This is a genomic window from Mucilaginibacter frigoritolerans, from assembly GCF_007830615.1.
Taxonomy (GTDB): Bacteria; Bacteroidota; Bacteroidia; order Sphingobacteriales; family Sphingobacteriaceae; genus Mucilaginibacter; species Mucilaginibacter frigoritolerans.
Genome location: NZ_VLLI01000006.1, coordinates 16155 through 29404, shown reverse-complemented (window position 1 = coordinate 29404; position 13250 = coordinate 16155). Strand labels below are relative to the sequence as shown.

Sequence of the window (13250 nt, the reverse complement as noted above, 5' to 3'; positions counted from 1 at the left end):
GCCTCTGCGCTCACCCTATCTCTTCAACCTCGCCTCTACCAAAGGCGTTAATAAGCTAACCCATAGCTGGTACATTTTACCTGATGGGTGCAGCCCGTCAGGGGCTATTAAGCTTGGATCTTTGGCGGCTTCTCTTGAAATTGGGGTGATATCTACATAATGTACTCCTGCTTGCATGCTGATAGCCTTATTAATGGCATTAAACTGATCAATTTCAGGGCCTATCACCGCATCCTCACCTCCTGCAAATGGTGTTACCCCATAATCAGGTATCGATAATACAAATACACGGCTGATATCACCATGCGCAAAACTGATAGCCGTATTTAGTACCTCTGCAAATTTTACTTTGTAATTATCCTGACTTAAATACTGATACTGGTCATTTACCCCAATCAGCAGCGTTACAAAGGCATATTTCTTTCCGTTAAGGCCGCTTCGTGCAATAGCGCTTATTAAATCGTCGGTGGTCCAGCCGGTGGTGGCAATAATGGTTGGCGGGGTTACGCTTAACCCTTGTCCGTTTAAGGCACTGTATAGCTGATATGGGAACGATTGCGGTTGGGGTACTGCCTCGCCAATGGTGTATGAATCGCCAAGGGCAAGGTAATTAAGCGTATCGGTGGTGGTCATGCTTTTTTGGGTAGATGGCGTATCGGTTGTTGCCGTTGGCAAAGTGTTTTGTTTTTTGGCGCAGCCGGATAATGTGGTTAATGATAATAATATAATCTGTAATGCTTTCATAATATCTCCATATTGAATAATACGGAAATATGCTGTTTAAGGATTTTTTTTACTTCATTAATATCTACCACGTGACCCAACTCTTGTTGCATAGAGGTTACTGCCTTATCATCAATACCGCAGGGAACTATGTTTTTAAAATAATCCAGATTGGTATTGATATTAAATGCCAGGCCGTGCATAGTAACCCAACGACTGCACCTAACCCCCAGGGCACAAATTTTACGGGCATTTTCATTATCGGCATCAAACCAAACACCGGTATAGCCGGGATAGCGGCCCGCCTGTAAACCATAATCGGCAAGTGTTAATATAACGGCTTCTTCCAGCGTGCGCAGGTATAGGTGGATGTCGGTAAAGAAGTTATCCAGATCAAGGATAGGGTAGGATACTATTTGTCCCGGTCCATGATAGGTAATATCACCACCGCGATTGATCAGATAGTAAACTGCATTTTTTTCTTTCAGTCCTTTTTCATCCAGCAATAAATGTTCGGGTTTGCCGCTTTTGCCTAAGGTGTATACATGCGGATGTTCACAAAATACAAGGTAGTTAGGCGTTGGCGTGGTTTCTTCTTGCTCATCGCCTTCCGAGGCTATCTGCCGGTTGCGCTGCGCTATTTTTAAGTTAACGGTATTGGCGAAAAGAGCTTCCTGTTTATCCCAGGCTTCTTTATAGTCTATCAATCCCCAATCCTGAAAAAATACCTGTTTGTTTTTCATTAGAATAAATTATCCTTTTACGTAACCTATCATGTAATCGTGATATTGCAGGTAACCAACTTCATAGCTTTTGTTCACGTCGCCTTTTTTAAGATGGGCATCTACAAACCCGTGACCCTCAAACTCAAAAGGCTCCAGTATTATATTGTTTACAAACGATACTTCTTTTTGGCCATAGCATTTATAAACAGCTTCTTTAACGCACCAACAAACGTATAGTTGGTTTATTTTTTGGCGCTCATTTAAAAAGTCCAGTTCTTCCTTACGCATAAACTTGTGGGCAATGCGCTCTACCTTTTCTTTTACCTGCTCAATATCTATCCCTACGGGCTGTGTACTGATCATTACCGCAGCATAATCAAAAGAGTGACTTAAAGAAATATGGTAGGGCAAGTTTACCAGGTAGGGTTTGCCATGGGCATCAACCTTGCAGTCAATGTATTCATCGGTGCGCAGCATTTTTCTGAGCAATACCCGCGTACCTAACCAGTGCAGGTTGCGTTTGCCTATTTTCAGTTTTTCATAATAAGCTTTTTCCTGCTCATCCAATTGCAGCTGATTATAGAGTTCATCAGCCTCTTCTTCTATTTTCCAGATAGCAAATTCTGTATCGTCATCAACCTGCTGTCTGTATGCTATTGCCATAAATGTAAAATTGCAAAAAGGATGACAAACTTATATCAAATTAATTTAATTTGTATCGCTTTTCAGCAATTATAAGCCATTACCTTAAGTTATTACCGAATACTAACTGAAAAATTAGTCCATGGTACATAGATTGTAGTCCATAGTCGATGGTCCATAGTCCATAGAAAAAAATATATTTGTGGATAGAGTGAGTCCATAGTCGATGGTCCATAGCCAGAAAGGCATAGTTTAAAAAAGAGTAAAAAGCAATAACAATAGAAAATCAACCATGGTCCATGGACTATCGACCATGGACAACGACTACCAATTAAAAAAAACAAAATTATGAACGTAGCCATGTTAGGTTCGGGTTTTATAGCCCGCTTTTATGCAGATGCACTGGTAGCCCAGCGTGCAAAGGATAAGCTGATCAGCGTATACTCGCGCAATTTGGATAAGGCCAAAAAGTTTGCTGATGATTACCAGCTTTCTTTTTATACCGATGATATGGATTTGCTGGTAAGTCGCCCGGATGTTGATTTGGTGGTGATATCCCTGCCCAACAACCTGCACGAAGCCGCCGTTGCTGCCTGTGCCAAAGCTAAAAAGCATGTGTTGTGTACCAAGCCCCTCGGCCGTAATGCTGCCGAAGCCAAGCGCATGCTGGATATGGTAGAAGAGGCAGGCATAATGGGCGGCTACCTGGAAGATTTGTGCTATACGCCTAAGTTCCTTAAATCGGCAAAGGCCATAAGGGATGGCAGTATTGGTAAGGTATTGTGGGCCAAATCGCGCGAGGCGCATCCGGGGCCGCATAGCGATTGGTTTTGGGACGCCGAACAATCGGGCGGTGGTGCCATGGTCGATTTGGGTTGCCACTGCGTGGAGATTGCCCGTAACTTTATAGGCAAAGAAATAAGGCCGCTGGAGGTAATGTGCTGGACCGCTACCCAGGTACATCCCATACAGGCAGAAGACAGCGCCATCGGACTAATAAAGTACGCCAACGGTGCCATGGGCCAGTTTGAAGTAAGCTGGTGCTTTAGGGGTGGGATGGACCTGCGCGACGAGGTGATGGGTACCGAGGGAACTATTTGGCTCAATAACTTTTTACGTACCGGTTTCGAGATGTTTAGCACCGGCAAGGGTGGTTATGTAGCCGAAAAGGCCGAAAGTAGCAGCGGATGGTTGTTCCCGGTGGGCGATGAGGTGCACGAGCTGGGCTATACCAACATGTTTACCGATATGTTTAACTCCATTGAAAATAAAACCGAACCGCTGGAAAGTTTTTATGATGGCTACATAGTAAACGCCATACTGGATGCCGCCTATGCATCGGCCAAAACAGGCAGGTGGGAACCGGTACAGATTGAAGGCTGGCGAGGCAATACCACTGAAGATAACGGCCCCGCAACCGCATCATACGATGACGACCATTACCTCATAAAAAAGGAGATCTTGCCATCAGGTGAGCATAAGCTGATATTGAAGCATAAGGTTACAGGGGAAGTTACGGTTAGGGAGATAGGGTAGATTGGTTTGTAGTCGATGGTTCATAGTTCATGGTTGAGAGTTCATCGGAGTTGCCTGGATTACAAACTTTTAAATAGTAACACTAGAAACATTTAGAAACATTAGAAACAAGTGTTTCTAATGTTTCCAAATGTTGGTATCAAAAACGCTGTTAAGAGAATTCAGCAGCCTTTATATTAATCTTTAATAACACTAGTAACATTTAGAAACACTAGTAACAAATACTAACACATGTTTCTAATGTTTCTAAATGTTAGTAATACCCGCGCCAGGATTCTTCTCTTGTCATGTAGAACGGTAGTGAAACATCTTCTTCGCGCTATAAGTATGCAGCAGACCCATCATCCGCAGAAGATCCTTCACTCCGTTCAGGATGACAGCGTAGAGATTGTCCATTTTCAATTACCAACACTAGTAACAAATGCCAACACCTGTTGGTAGTGTTGGTAAATGTTGGCATCTGACAGGGTTACAGATATTCATTTTTAACATTTCATAACAGGTGTTAAAAATGTTAAATGTTAATACCATCGGGTTACCAATAACTAATAAGGGGTTACTTTTCTCTATAACCAGGTATTAACAGATAGTGACCGATATCCTTATGAAGCCAATTCTGCAATTTATAGTTAGACACTTAGCAGCATTTATATTTTTTATCCTGTACACATGGATTTGTATTTCTGTGTTAACAATGATTAGGCAATTTCATGAAGCACTTAAACACCGAAAGCCAGGTGAAAGTGGAATAATGTTGGGTGGTGAAGGGGTTGGGCTTTCAGAATTCTTTTTGGGTATTATAGCAATAGTGTATATTTTAACACTCTTTGTAAATGGAGTAGCACGCAAAACAGATAAAAGTTTTTATTTCTGGCTTTGCTTTATAGCTCTTGTAGAAACGATGGTTACATTTAATATTCACTGATAGGGCTATTTTAAACACCTGTATTTTAAAGTATATTTGTGTATGGAAAGGAAGATAGCTAAAGTAGTTAACCATGTTAAAATGGACGATGAAGATGCCCTGGATGTGCTTTTTTGGCGCTCAAAGAGTATGGCCGAAAGATTGCAGGAGGTAGTTAGGCTACGTAAAAACTATTTTACCTGGTTAAACGGAGCGTTCCCCGAAAAAATGACAAAAGTTATCACTACGCGTATTAATGATTTTTGAGGATGATTTTGTAGACTTTATTGAATTGCTTAATCAGCACTATGTGGAATACATGGTTGTTGGTGCTCATGCACTGGCTTTTCATGGCAGGCCCCGCCATACAGGCGATTTAGACATTTGGATTAAACCCAGCGTTGAAAATGCTGAAAAGATGATTCTGGTACTCCGCGATTTTGGGTTTGAGTCGCTTGGACTTCAAAAAGAGGATTTTTTAAAAGATAACTACGTTACCCAGTTGGGTTATCCACCATTACGAATTGATATTTTAAATGACATTTCTGGCGTTAACTTTGACAAAGCCTACAAAGGAAAAGTAATAGGGCAATACGAAGATTTGTCCATATCATTTATTAACATTACTGATTTTATTGCCAATAAGATAGCAACCGGCCGCTCGAAAGATTTGGGCGATATTGACGCGCTCAAAAAGAAAGATAATTAGTAGTTTATTAAGATAAATTTCATTGCATACCTATTCCCGCTGAAGATCCCTCTTTAATCAGGATGGCGGCTAATGAGAAGTCATGTTTCAGTTTGAAATTTAATTTTCACTGGTAAGCTTAGCGCCATACTGTATCGCCTCTGCAAGTATCGTAATATCTATATCTTTTTTTTTTTTGAACTTAATGCAATACCCGGTTACGCTTGCCTTGCCCAGTTTTTTCCCATAGGTTTCGGCTAAAAAGGTCTTATCCTCAATACCAATAATATAAATAGAGATTCCGGTTGTGTTTGCACTCATCCCAATTTTAAAAAATTCCCTGGTTTTTCCATTAGCGTATTTTATGGTATGGGTTCCATATCCTATATTAGGGTTACTAACGGTTTTATTATCACTGTTTTTACCGTTATCAAACCCATAGTTTACAGCCTGGTAGTAATTGAGGTATGAGCCTGTGTAGCTCTTCCAAATCACTCCGTTTGGGTTCAGGTTGGCTGGTAATATACTTTTCTATTTGTTCTTGTATGTCCATATTAAAATGACGGTTACTTACTTTGCCTTTTTAAATTTCGCTTTATTTTTAGTTATTTACTAATTTCAACGTTACCCATTTAGTAATACCTGTTGCCAATTGTTTTTAAAGTTTGATATCAAAATATTAATGATGAGTATAGATATTGATCATCTTCACTATTAACACATTTGCAATAATACCGAGAGATTAGTAACACTACTAACAAGTGTTACCAAATGTTAGTAGTGTTATTAAATGTTGGTATTACCACAATAACGCTTGGAGATTAGTAACAAATAGAAACATTAGAAACAAGTGTTTCTATTTGTTGGTAATGTTTCTAATGATGTTACCATTTTTCAATGATACAAAGAGAAAGGTTTGTCCACCAATACCTCAGTGAACTATTAAACCGATGAACCAATTCCCAGAAGTTTCTTTCCACAATCTGCTACAACTTTTGTTGGCAATATGTTATTGCCTGCCGGGGCAATATGTTATAATTTAGTCCCCTCAATTACATGGGCCCATGATACTTTCAGACAAACGAATTTTAGAGGAAATTGATAAAGGCAATATTATTATTGAACCATTCAGACCGGAGTGTTTAGGCACAAATTCGTACGATGTGCATTTGGGTAAGCACCTGGCTACCTATCGTGATAGGGTGCTGGATGCCAAACTGCATAATGAGATCATTAATTTTGAGATACCTAAGGATGGCTTTGTTTTACAGCCAGGTACGCTATACTTAGGCGTAACGGTGGAGTATACCGAAACCCATCAGCATGTGCCTTTTCTGGAAGGTAAATCCAGCACGGGCAGGTTGGGTATTGATATCCATGCCACCGCAGGCAAGGGCGATGTGGGCTTTTGCAATACCTGGACGCTGGAGATTTCCTGCACCCAGCCGGTTAAAATTTATGCGGGCATGCCTATCGGTCAGCTGATTTATTTTGTGGTAGAAGGCGAGATAGATACGTTTTACAATACCAAGGACGGCGCCAAATACAACACCCCATCAACCCGCCCGGTGGAGAGTATGATGTGGAAGAATGTTTTTTAAATTAAAAGTCCATAGTCGATGGTCGATAGTCCATGGTTTTTTGGATTTGGACTGATAAGAAACAAAAAAAGGACACGCCGTTAAGCGTGTCCTTTTCTGTTATACTAATGATATTAAAGGTTGATTATTTTGCAACCCATGCCGTACCGTTGTATTGGAAAGTAACAACAGTTGGTACATCAGCACCGCCGGTATAATTCAAATAAGTAACGTTATAGTTCACGTTAACTTTTGGTGTAGGGAAATCTTTTGTAAGTACTAAAATGATAGCATTATCCAGATCGGCAGTGGCCCATGCCGAAAAGTCGCCATATTTACCAACATCGGTCCTTTGGGTAGTTGTACCAAAAGCTGATGCTGCAATAAGTTGTAAATCAGCAGATGTAAGGGTGTAATAAACCGTTGGATCAGGAATCCAGGTGCCGCCGCTTTTCAAAAATGCAAGGGTATTGGTAGTGGTTGCCGTACCAACCCAGTTATTACCATCAAATACCAAAGGCACAACCCTTTGAAAAGTACCACCGCCATAGTAGTTAAAGCTCACATATTCTACCTGTCCGTATTTAGCAGAAGCAGAAACGAGCGGATCAGCTTTTAAAAGCGCATTTAACAAGCCTGCCAAATTTGCATTGTTTGCTGCCGTAAACTGATCGTAACCACCAAGGCCCAATGCTGCATACTGAGTAGGAGTAACCTGGTAAATTTGTTGCCAGGCTCCGTTTAAATACAAAAATGAAAATGTAGCTGTGGTAGTACTTACGTTATAATAGCTAAAGGTTAATACAGCCAATTGGTTGGCAACAGGTGTAGGATATTTATAAGGTAACCAGCTTAATACTTGTGCTATGCTAAAATCACTGTACTTATTTCCGGGTAATAACAAATAATCGGCTTTGGTAAGTGTGTAGGCTACGTCAGCATAAACACTATCGGCCACTTTCAAATATGGTGATGACACGGTATAGGTTACTTTAGCGGTTGATCCGTTACCCAATTGAGGATCGCGGGCGTTTAGGATGATAGGAATATAAGTATTCGCATCAGCAACATTATCAAACGAAAGCGTATTGTAAGGATAATCTGTTTTTGGCAGCAATTGATAATCAGAAGCCTGCAGGGTAAGCGTCATCGCTTTGGTATAGCTCGATGGAATTAAATTAGGCTGCTTTTGGCAGGCAGTAAACGCCAGTGGAAGCAACAATAGTAAATAATATATCTTTTTCATTTTAATATCTTTTTAGGGTATATCAATTAAAATTTAACTTTTAAGCCGGTAGTAAATACTCTGCCTAAACCATAATAAACACTTACACCACTTGCCTGACCTGCACCTGAATAGTCTTCAGAATCAGAAATGTATTTGGTGTTTAATAAGTTGTTTACAGTGGCAATCAACTCAGAATCAAACCCCGCCATTTTAAATTTAAATACACCGTTTACACTCCAAAGCGAGTAGTTAGGTATTTTGTATGGCTGCAGGTTTGCACTGGTATAATTCTGGAACGGTACGTATGAAGTATAGTTACCGTAGAAGTTATAAATAACGCCTAATTTAATCTGCGGTAAAACGTTGAAATCAGCAAAAGCAGCAGCTGTAGTTTGAGCAGCATCACCTACTTTTTCATTTTTCAGATAAATTTGTTTAACTGTACCTATTACTGCGCCCTGATTGTTTTGAACAGAAACCGGACCCGCATTGCTGGTGTAATACCAATCGCCTAAAGAAAGCATACCGCCAACAGAAATCTCTTTTATAGGGCGATATTTCAGTTCCAATTCAGCACCCTGGTGCAGTTCGCCTACACCCGAAACGTTTGCAGTGTATAGTTGTTCAGTAGTAGGATCAGAATAAGAGCTTGCAAATGCCCTGTCAGAATATTGTGTTCTGTACAAGTTTACTTTAGCACTAAAATCAGATGTTTTGAAACCATAACCCAACTCATAGCTGAATAGTTTTTCGGTTATAGCGCTTTTATTAATCTGGTTGGTGTAGTTTTCAAATACGTTGCCAAAATATGGTGGTTTGGTTAGGTAACCAATGTTGGCAAACACGTTCATTTGGCTGTTGATGTTGTAGTTAGCGCCTGTTTTAGCCTGGTAGGTAGTGTAATTAACCCAACGGCTGGTTTGGTTAGGATCGCTGTTCAGGTAGTTAAAGAAGTCGGTTCTTTTGTCAGCATCTTCTGATCCTGATAAAGTAGCGAAAGCTGTGAAATTGTTTTTAGAGTACTCAGCTTGTGCAAATGCGCCTCCTGATTCAACGTAATCCCTGTTGTAGTAATCAATTTTGCTGCCAACAACTGCATTGTATACCGGGTTGTTAATGTTGCCTGATGCAGTACCTAAAGCTGGGTTACCGCTATAGTTATATTGCACATAATCAGCACCCAATAAATCGCTTACTTCATCATAGTGGTTACCTACATAGTATCTTAAGTCGATACCAACTGATAGGTCAATATATTTACCTAATATAGTTTTGTAAGTACTCCTTAAGCCATACCAGTTAGTTTGGTCGTGCGAATCATAAATGTAGGTTGATGCAGAACCGTCAGCGCTTGCTGCGTTAGTTCTTTGAACGGCGTCAAAGTCAAGAGGAGTATAGAAATTACCTATTCTTGGCAAATCGCCTACTGCTACACTACCGCCTATGTCACCACCGCCACCGTTACCAAACAAACCGTATACTACGGTTGACAAGCTTGATTTATCATTGATGGTCCAATCGTGATTAATAGAAACCAATGGCTCGCTGAAGAAGTTATTATAAGGATTGTATTCCTGACCATTTTTCACGCCATCATAGTAGTTCCATTTGATGCCTTGTGGTGCCTGCTGGTAATCAGCAATTGATTCTTCTGCTCTTTGTCCGTGAGTTTGGCTTGCGCCGATAATGTTGAATGATAAAGTTTGGTTAGGGGTTAATACTTTGGAAACATTGGCAAAGTAGTTATATCCTAAGAAATTTAATCCATCAGCAAAACCATTGCCGCTGTTTCTGCTGCCCTGAAAAGTTGCTGCCCAACCATTTGAATTTAACCCAGTTGATATTAATACTGCAGTTTTTTCATAACCATCGCTACCAATAGTTTGTGAAACATAGCCGCCCTGTTGCATATCAGTGCTACGGGTAGTGATATTTACAGTACCACCAAATGATGGGATAATGATTTTTGAAGCACCTAAACCACGTTGTACCTGGATAGAGCTGGCCACATCTGTTATGCCTGAGAAGTCAGACCAGTAAATAGCGCCTGTTTCAGGATCGTTAACCGGGATACCGTTAATGGTAAATGCCACGTTTCCGTTTCCTGATTTGCTTGAGAAACCACGGATGCTGATACGTGAATCGCCATAACCGCCGCCTTGTGCAGTAACCATTACCCCTGGTATACCTACTAAAAGTTCAGGAATATCTTGTGCACCAATGTGCTCTGCAATAAATTCAGGGCCAATAGTTGTAACCGCAACAGGTGTTTTTCTATCAATAGCAACGTCGCCGTTTACTACTACTTCGCTCATACCGGTAGCGCTCGATTTAAGGCCGATTTCGCCTAGTTTTGTTTTGTCGGCTACTTCAATTTCTTTGCTTACATAACCAATGTAGCTGATAACCAAAACAGGATTGGTTGCTTCGCTCACATCAATTTTGAAAGATCCATCCAAACCGGCAGAAGTAGCTTTCGAAGTTCCTTTTAATAATACTGAAGCACCTACCAATGGTTCTTTAGTATCGGCGTCAACAACTTTACCGGTAATTACGCCAGCAGCTGCCGTAATAACGATAGCAGTTTTGGTAGCGGTTTTTTCTTTTAACACAATGGTATGACCAACTATAGCATAGGTAAATGGCTGGTCTTTAAAAACCTTGTCCAAAACCTTATCCATAGGTGTGTTTTTTACATTGATAGATACTTTGGTGCTTTTGGTAAGCAATTCAGTTTGTAAAAACACATCATAGCCGCTTTGTTGCTCAATTTTGTTAAGCACGGTTTCGAGGCTTGCATTTTTTTCGCTGATGCTGATGCTTTGGCTAAAGCTGGAGGCGCTTAGGTGAAGGCATGCTGCAAATAATAAAATGGTAATTAATTTAATCCGCATCATTAATTTTCTTTTAGTTTCAGGGGTCATCCTGGAAAAACAATTGATAACCGGTGTGATTTTATTTGCCAGCCCGCTCAAATGCAGTGGCTTGGAAAATGTAGAAAAATCCATAAGTTTGTTTTGGGTTGTTAAGTATGATTTATAAGTCAATAATTTATTTTTTACGGTCAGCCCTTTATTACGCCGGGAGTGTTCGCTGCACTTTCGGCTTTTTTAGCTGAATACGGTTAACCGGCCTGGCCGGGCTCCACTAGCTGTTTTTTATGATTTTACGATAATCTTCCTCCCGTTAATGGTAAAGTTTAAGCCGCTTGTTTTTAGTATTTCAAATACCTGCGATACAGGTACGTTTCTGGAGATCCTTCCGCGATAGTGGCGTTCTGCAACCGTTCCCTGGTATTCTACATCTACATCATACCAGCGCGATAGCTGGCGCATAATAGTTTGCAGATCCGTATTTCTGAATAGGAATTTGCCATTTTTCCAGGCCATTGCTTCATCAATATCAGCATCGTGAATAATATTGATGCCGCTTGCACCATTAACAGCCTGCTCGCCAGGGATAATCTTTACTACTGATTTGCTCGTATTGCTGCTAACTCTTACACTGCCTTCCAGCAAAGTGGTTTTAACGGCTTTTTCGTCGGTATAACTGTTAATGTTAAAGTGGGTGCCCAATACTTCAACCGTTTGAGTACCAGTTTTTACAAAGAAAGGTTTAGCTGCGTTTTTGGCCACTTCAAAATAGGCTTCACCACTTAGTTCAACCCTGCGGTCGGCCCCGGTAAATGTGGTAGGATATTTTAATGAAGACGCTGAGTTTAGCCATACTTTGGTGCCATCGGGCAAAACAACTTCGTATTGTCCGCCACGTGGGGTAATAATGGCATTGTATTGGGTGATATTTTTAATCAGTTCCTGGCTATCATCAGTCTGGTACACAATCTGCCCGTTTTGTGTTTTTGCAATTAATACATTTTGCTGACGGGCAATTTTGCCTTTCCGGGTATCGTCCAGTGCAATTTCCGATCCATCGGCCAGTTTCAGTATAGCTTTATTGCTGCCGGGTAAAAGATCAGCCGGTTGCATAGCCATAGCCCTTGTTTTGCGCTCTTCTTTTTTTAAAAAATATTTTCCGGCAGTTATCCCTACGGCTGCCAGTAAAACTACAGCAGCAGCGTAGGGGATGAGCTGCTTTAAATTGCGTTTTTTTGAGGTTGCTTTATATCCGGTTTTGGCTACTATGTTTTCCCAAGCCTTTTCTTTTTCTGATGCTGCATAAATTTCCAGCTCACTATTAATTAAAACGCTGTCGGATAATTTATTAAATAATTCACGGTTATGCGGATCACTTTGAAGCCATTGCTCTAATTGTTCATTTTCGGTAGCTGTAAGCTCGCCCCTCAAATGTTTTGCAATAAGTTCGCCGGTATTAAAATAAGGTTGGTAATTATTCATGGTGCCTTTTCATCAATAAAGACACTTCAATATTTAAAAAGGATAAAGCGAATGAAACTTTTTTTTAATAATTTTTAGAAACACGTTTAGAATTAGCAGAGATAGGCAGTTGATAGCTATAGAAATAGAAAGTAATCCTTCAAAAACGTCAGATAAGTTTAAGTGAAGCGCACTAGATTATAAAAAGGTTTTAACAGAAAGTGCTATTAATAGCATGTACATTTCGGGCACCATTTTCATGCGAAGCAGTTGCAGGGCCCTTTGTTTTTGTTTTTTTACGGTATTGATAGACATATCCAGTTCATCGGCAATTTCCTGGTTCTTTTTGCCTTCCAGGTAACTTAAAACAGAAACCTGGCGATAGCTCTCAGGTAATGATTGAATAGCTGAATGGATTTCGGCAACAACTTCGGCAGTAATAATGGCATCAATAATGGGGGCTTCCTCCGGTTCAATAGTGTTATGCAGTTGAATATAACCTGCTACAATTTTGCTGTGCCTTATGTGATTCAGGCTGGCATTGCGTACCGTGCTGTACAGGAAATTTTTGATGGCTGCTTTATTATCCAATATTTCTTCGTGCTGATTCCAGTATTTGATAAATGCATCCTGTACAATATCCCGGGCCTGATCCTTATCATAAACAAACTGGAATGAGAAATATACCAGTCTGTCATAAAATTCTTTAAAAAGAGCTTCAAAACCAGCCTCATCGCCTGTATCTGCTTGTTGGTTCCGGGACGTAAATATTCCTTTTATAATGCTCATTTTTATTATGGAATAAGAATTAATTTATTCAGAATGCAGAAGCAAAATTTTAAGCCTCTTCAGAATCCCTCCAAAATTGAGGTATCAATGTTGTGTTTTGG

The 13250-nt window shown here is 40.3% G+C and carries 13 protein-coding genes; 5 read left to right on the top strand and 8 right to left on the bottom strand.

The genetic code is table 11. From position 1 onward, the window contains the following. Positions 1-15: 15 nt before the first annotated feature. From JN11_RS10970 to JN11_RS10960, 3 genes are read right to left on the bottom strand one after another with little or no spacing between them, the layout of a single operon-like run. Positions 16-744, bottom strand: coding sequence for an SGNH/GDSL hydrolase family protein (locus JN11_RS10970; protein WP_144912519.1), 729 nt, complete (start codon positions 742-744; stop codon positions 16-18). Further along, positions 741-1466, bottom strand: a complete 726-nt coding sequence (gene lipB, locus JN11_RS10965; protein ID WP_144912517.1) for a lipoyl(octanoyl) transferase LipB — start codon at positions 1464-1466, stop codon at positions 741-743. The genes JN11_RS10970 and lipB overlap by 4 nt, the downstream gene beginning before the upstream one ends. Before the next feature lie 9 nt (positions 1467-1475). Further along, the gene (locus tag JN11_RS10960) at positions 1476-2111 is read right to left on the bottom strand and encodes a 4'-phosphopantetheinyl transferase family protein (protein ID WP_144912515.1); all 636 of its coding nucleotides are present in this window, start codon (positions 2109-2111) and stop codon (positions 1476-1478) included. 327 nt (positions 2112-2438) lie between these two features. On the opposite strand from JN11_RS10960, the gene JN11_RS10955 reads away from it, so the two are divergent. From JN11_RS10955 to JN11_RS10940, 4 genes are all read left to right on the top strand, one after another. Beyond that, positions 2439-3626 (top strand): Gfo/Idh/MocA family protein, encoded by a 1188-nt coding sequence (locus tag JN11_RS10955; RefSeq protein WP_144912514.1) that lies wholly within the window; start codon positions 2439-2441, stop codon positions 3624-3626. A 589-nt stretch (positions 3627-4215) separates the two neighbouring features. Beyond that, positions 4216-4551, top strand: a complete 336-nt coding sequence (locus tag JN11_RS10950; RefSeq protein WP_144912512.1) for a hypothetical protein — start codon at positions 4216-4218, stop codon at positions 4549-4551. A 42-nt stretch (positions 4552-4593) separates the two neighbouring features. Beyond that, positions 4594-4797 (top strand): hypothetical protein, encoded by a 204-nt coding sequence (locus tag JN11_RS10945; RefSeq protein ID WP_144912510.1) that lies wholly within the window; start codon positions 4594-4596, stop codon positions 4795-4797. Continuing rightward, entirely contained in the window at positions 4787-5239 is a 453-nt protein-coding gene (locus JN11_RS10940) for a hypothetical protein (RefSeq protein WP_246138990.1), read from the top strand. The genes JN11_RS10945 and JN11_RS10940 overlap by 11 nt, the downstream gene beginning before the upstream one ends. Positions 5240-5338: 99 nt before the next feature. Here JN11_RS10940 and JN11_RS10935 read toward each other — a convergent pair whose 3' ends face one another. Then, the gene (locus tag JN11_RS10935) at positions 5339-5713 is read right to left on the bottom strand and encodes a hypothetical protein (RefSeq protein ID WP_211360733.1); all 375 of its coding nucleotides are present in this window, start codon (positions 5711-5713) and stop codon (positions 5339-5341) included. 569 nt (positions 5714-6282) lie between these two features. On the opposite strand from JN11_RS10935, the gene dcd reads away from it, so the two are divergent. Next, entirely contained in the window at positions 6283-6819 is a 537-nt protein-coding gene (dcd, locus tag JN11_RS10930) for a dCTP deaminase (protein ID WP_144912509.1), read from the top strand. Between the two features lie 124 nt (positions 6820-6943). Here the strand turns inward: dcd and JN11_RS10925 are convergent, their stop codons facing one another. The 4 genes from JN11_RS10925 to JN11_RS10910 all read right to left on the bottom strand — a co-directional run bounded on the left by JN11_RS10925 (position 6944) and on the right by JN11_RS10910 (position 13149). Continuing rightward, complete coding sequence (locus JN11_RS10925; protein ID WP_144912507.1) at positions 6944-8044, bottom strand: hypothetical protein; 1101 nt, start codon at positions 8042-8044, stop codon at positions 6944-6946. A 26-nt stretch (positions 8045-8070) separates the two neighbouring features. Beyond that, entirely contained in the window at positions 8071-10923 is a 2853-nt protein-coding gene (locus JN11_RS10920; protein WP_170227741.1) for a TonB-dependent receptor domain-containing protein, read from the bottom strand. Between the two features lie 261 nt (positions 10924-11184). Beyond that, positions 11185-12381, bottom strand: a complete 1197-nt coding sequence (locus JN11_RS10915; protein ID WP_144912503.1) for a FecR family protein — start codon at positions 12379-12381, stop codon at positions 11185-11187. Positions 12382-12558: 177 nt separating this feature from the next. Next, positions 12559-13149 carry an RNA polymerase sigma-70 factor gene (locus tag JN11_RS10910; RefSeq protein WP_144912501.1) on the bottom strand — a complete coding sequence of 197 codons (591 nt, stop codon included), beginning with the start codon at positions 13147-13149 and terminating at the stop codon, positions 12559-12561. Positions 13150-13250 lie beyond the last annotated feature (101 nt).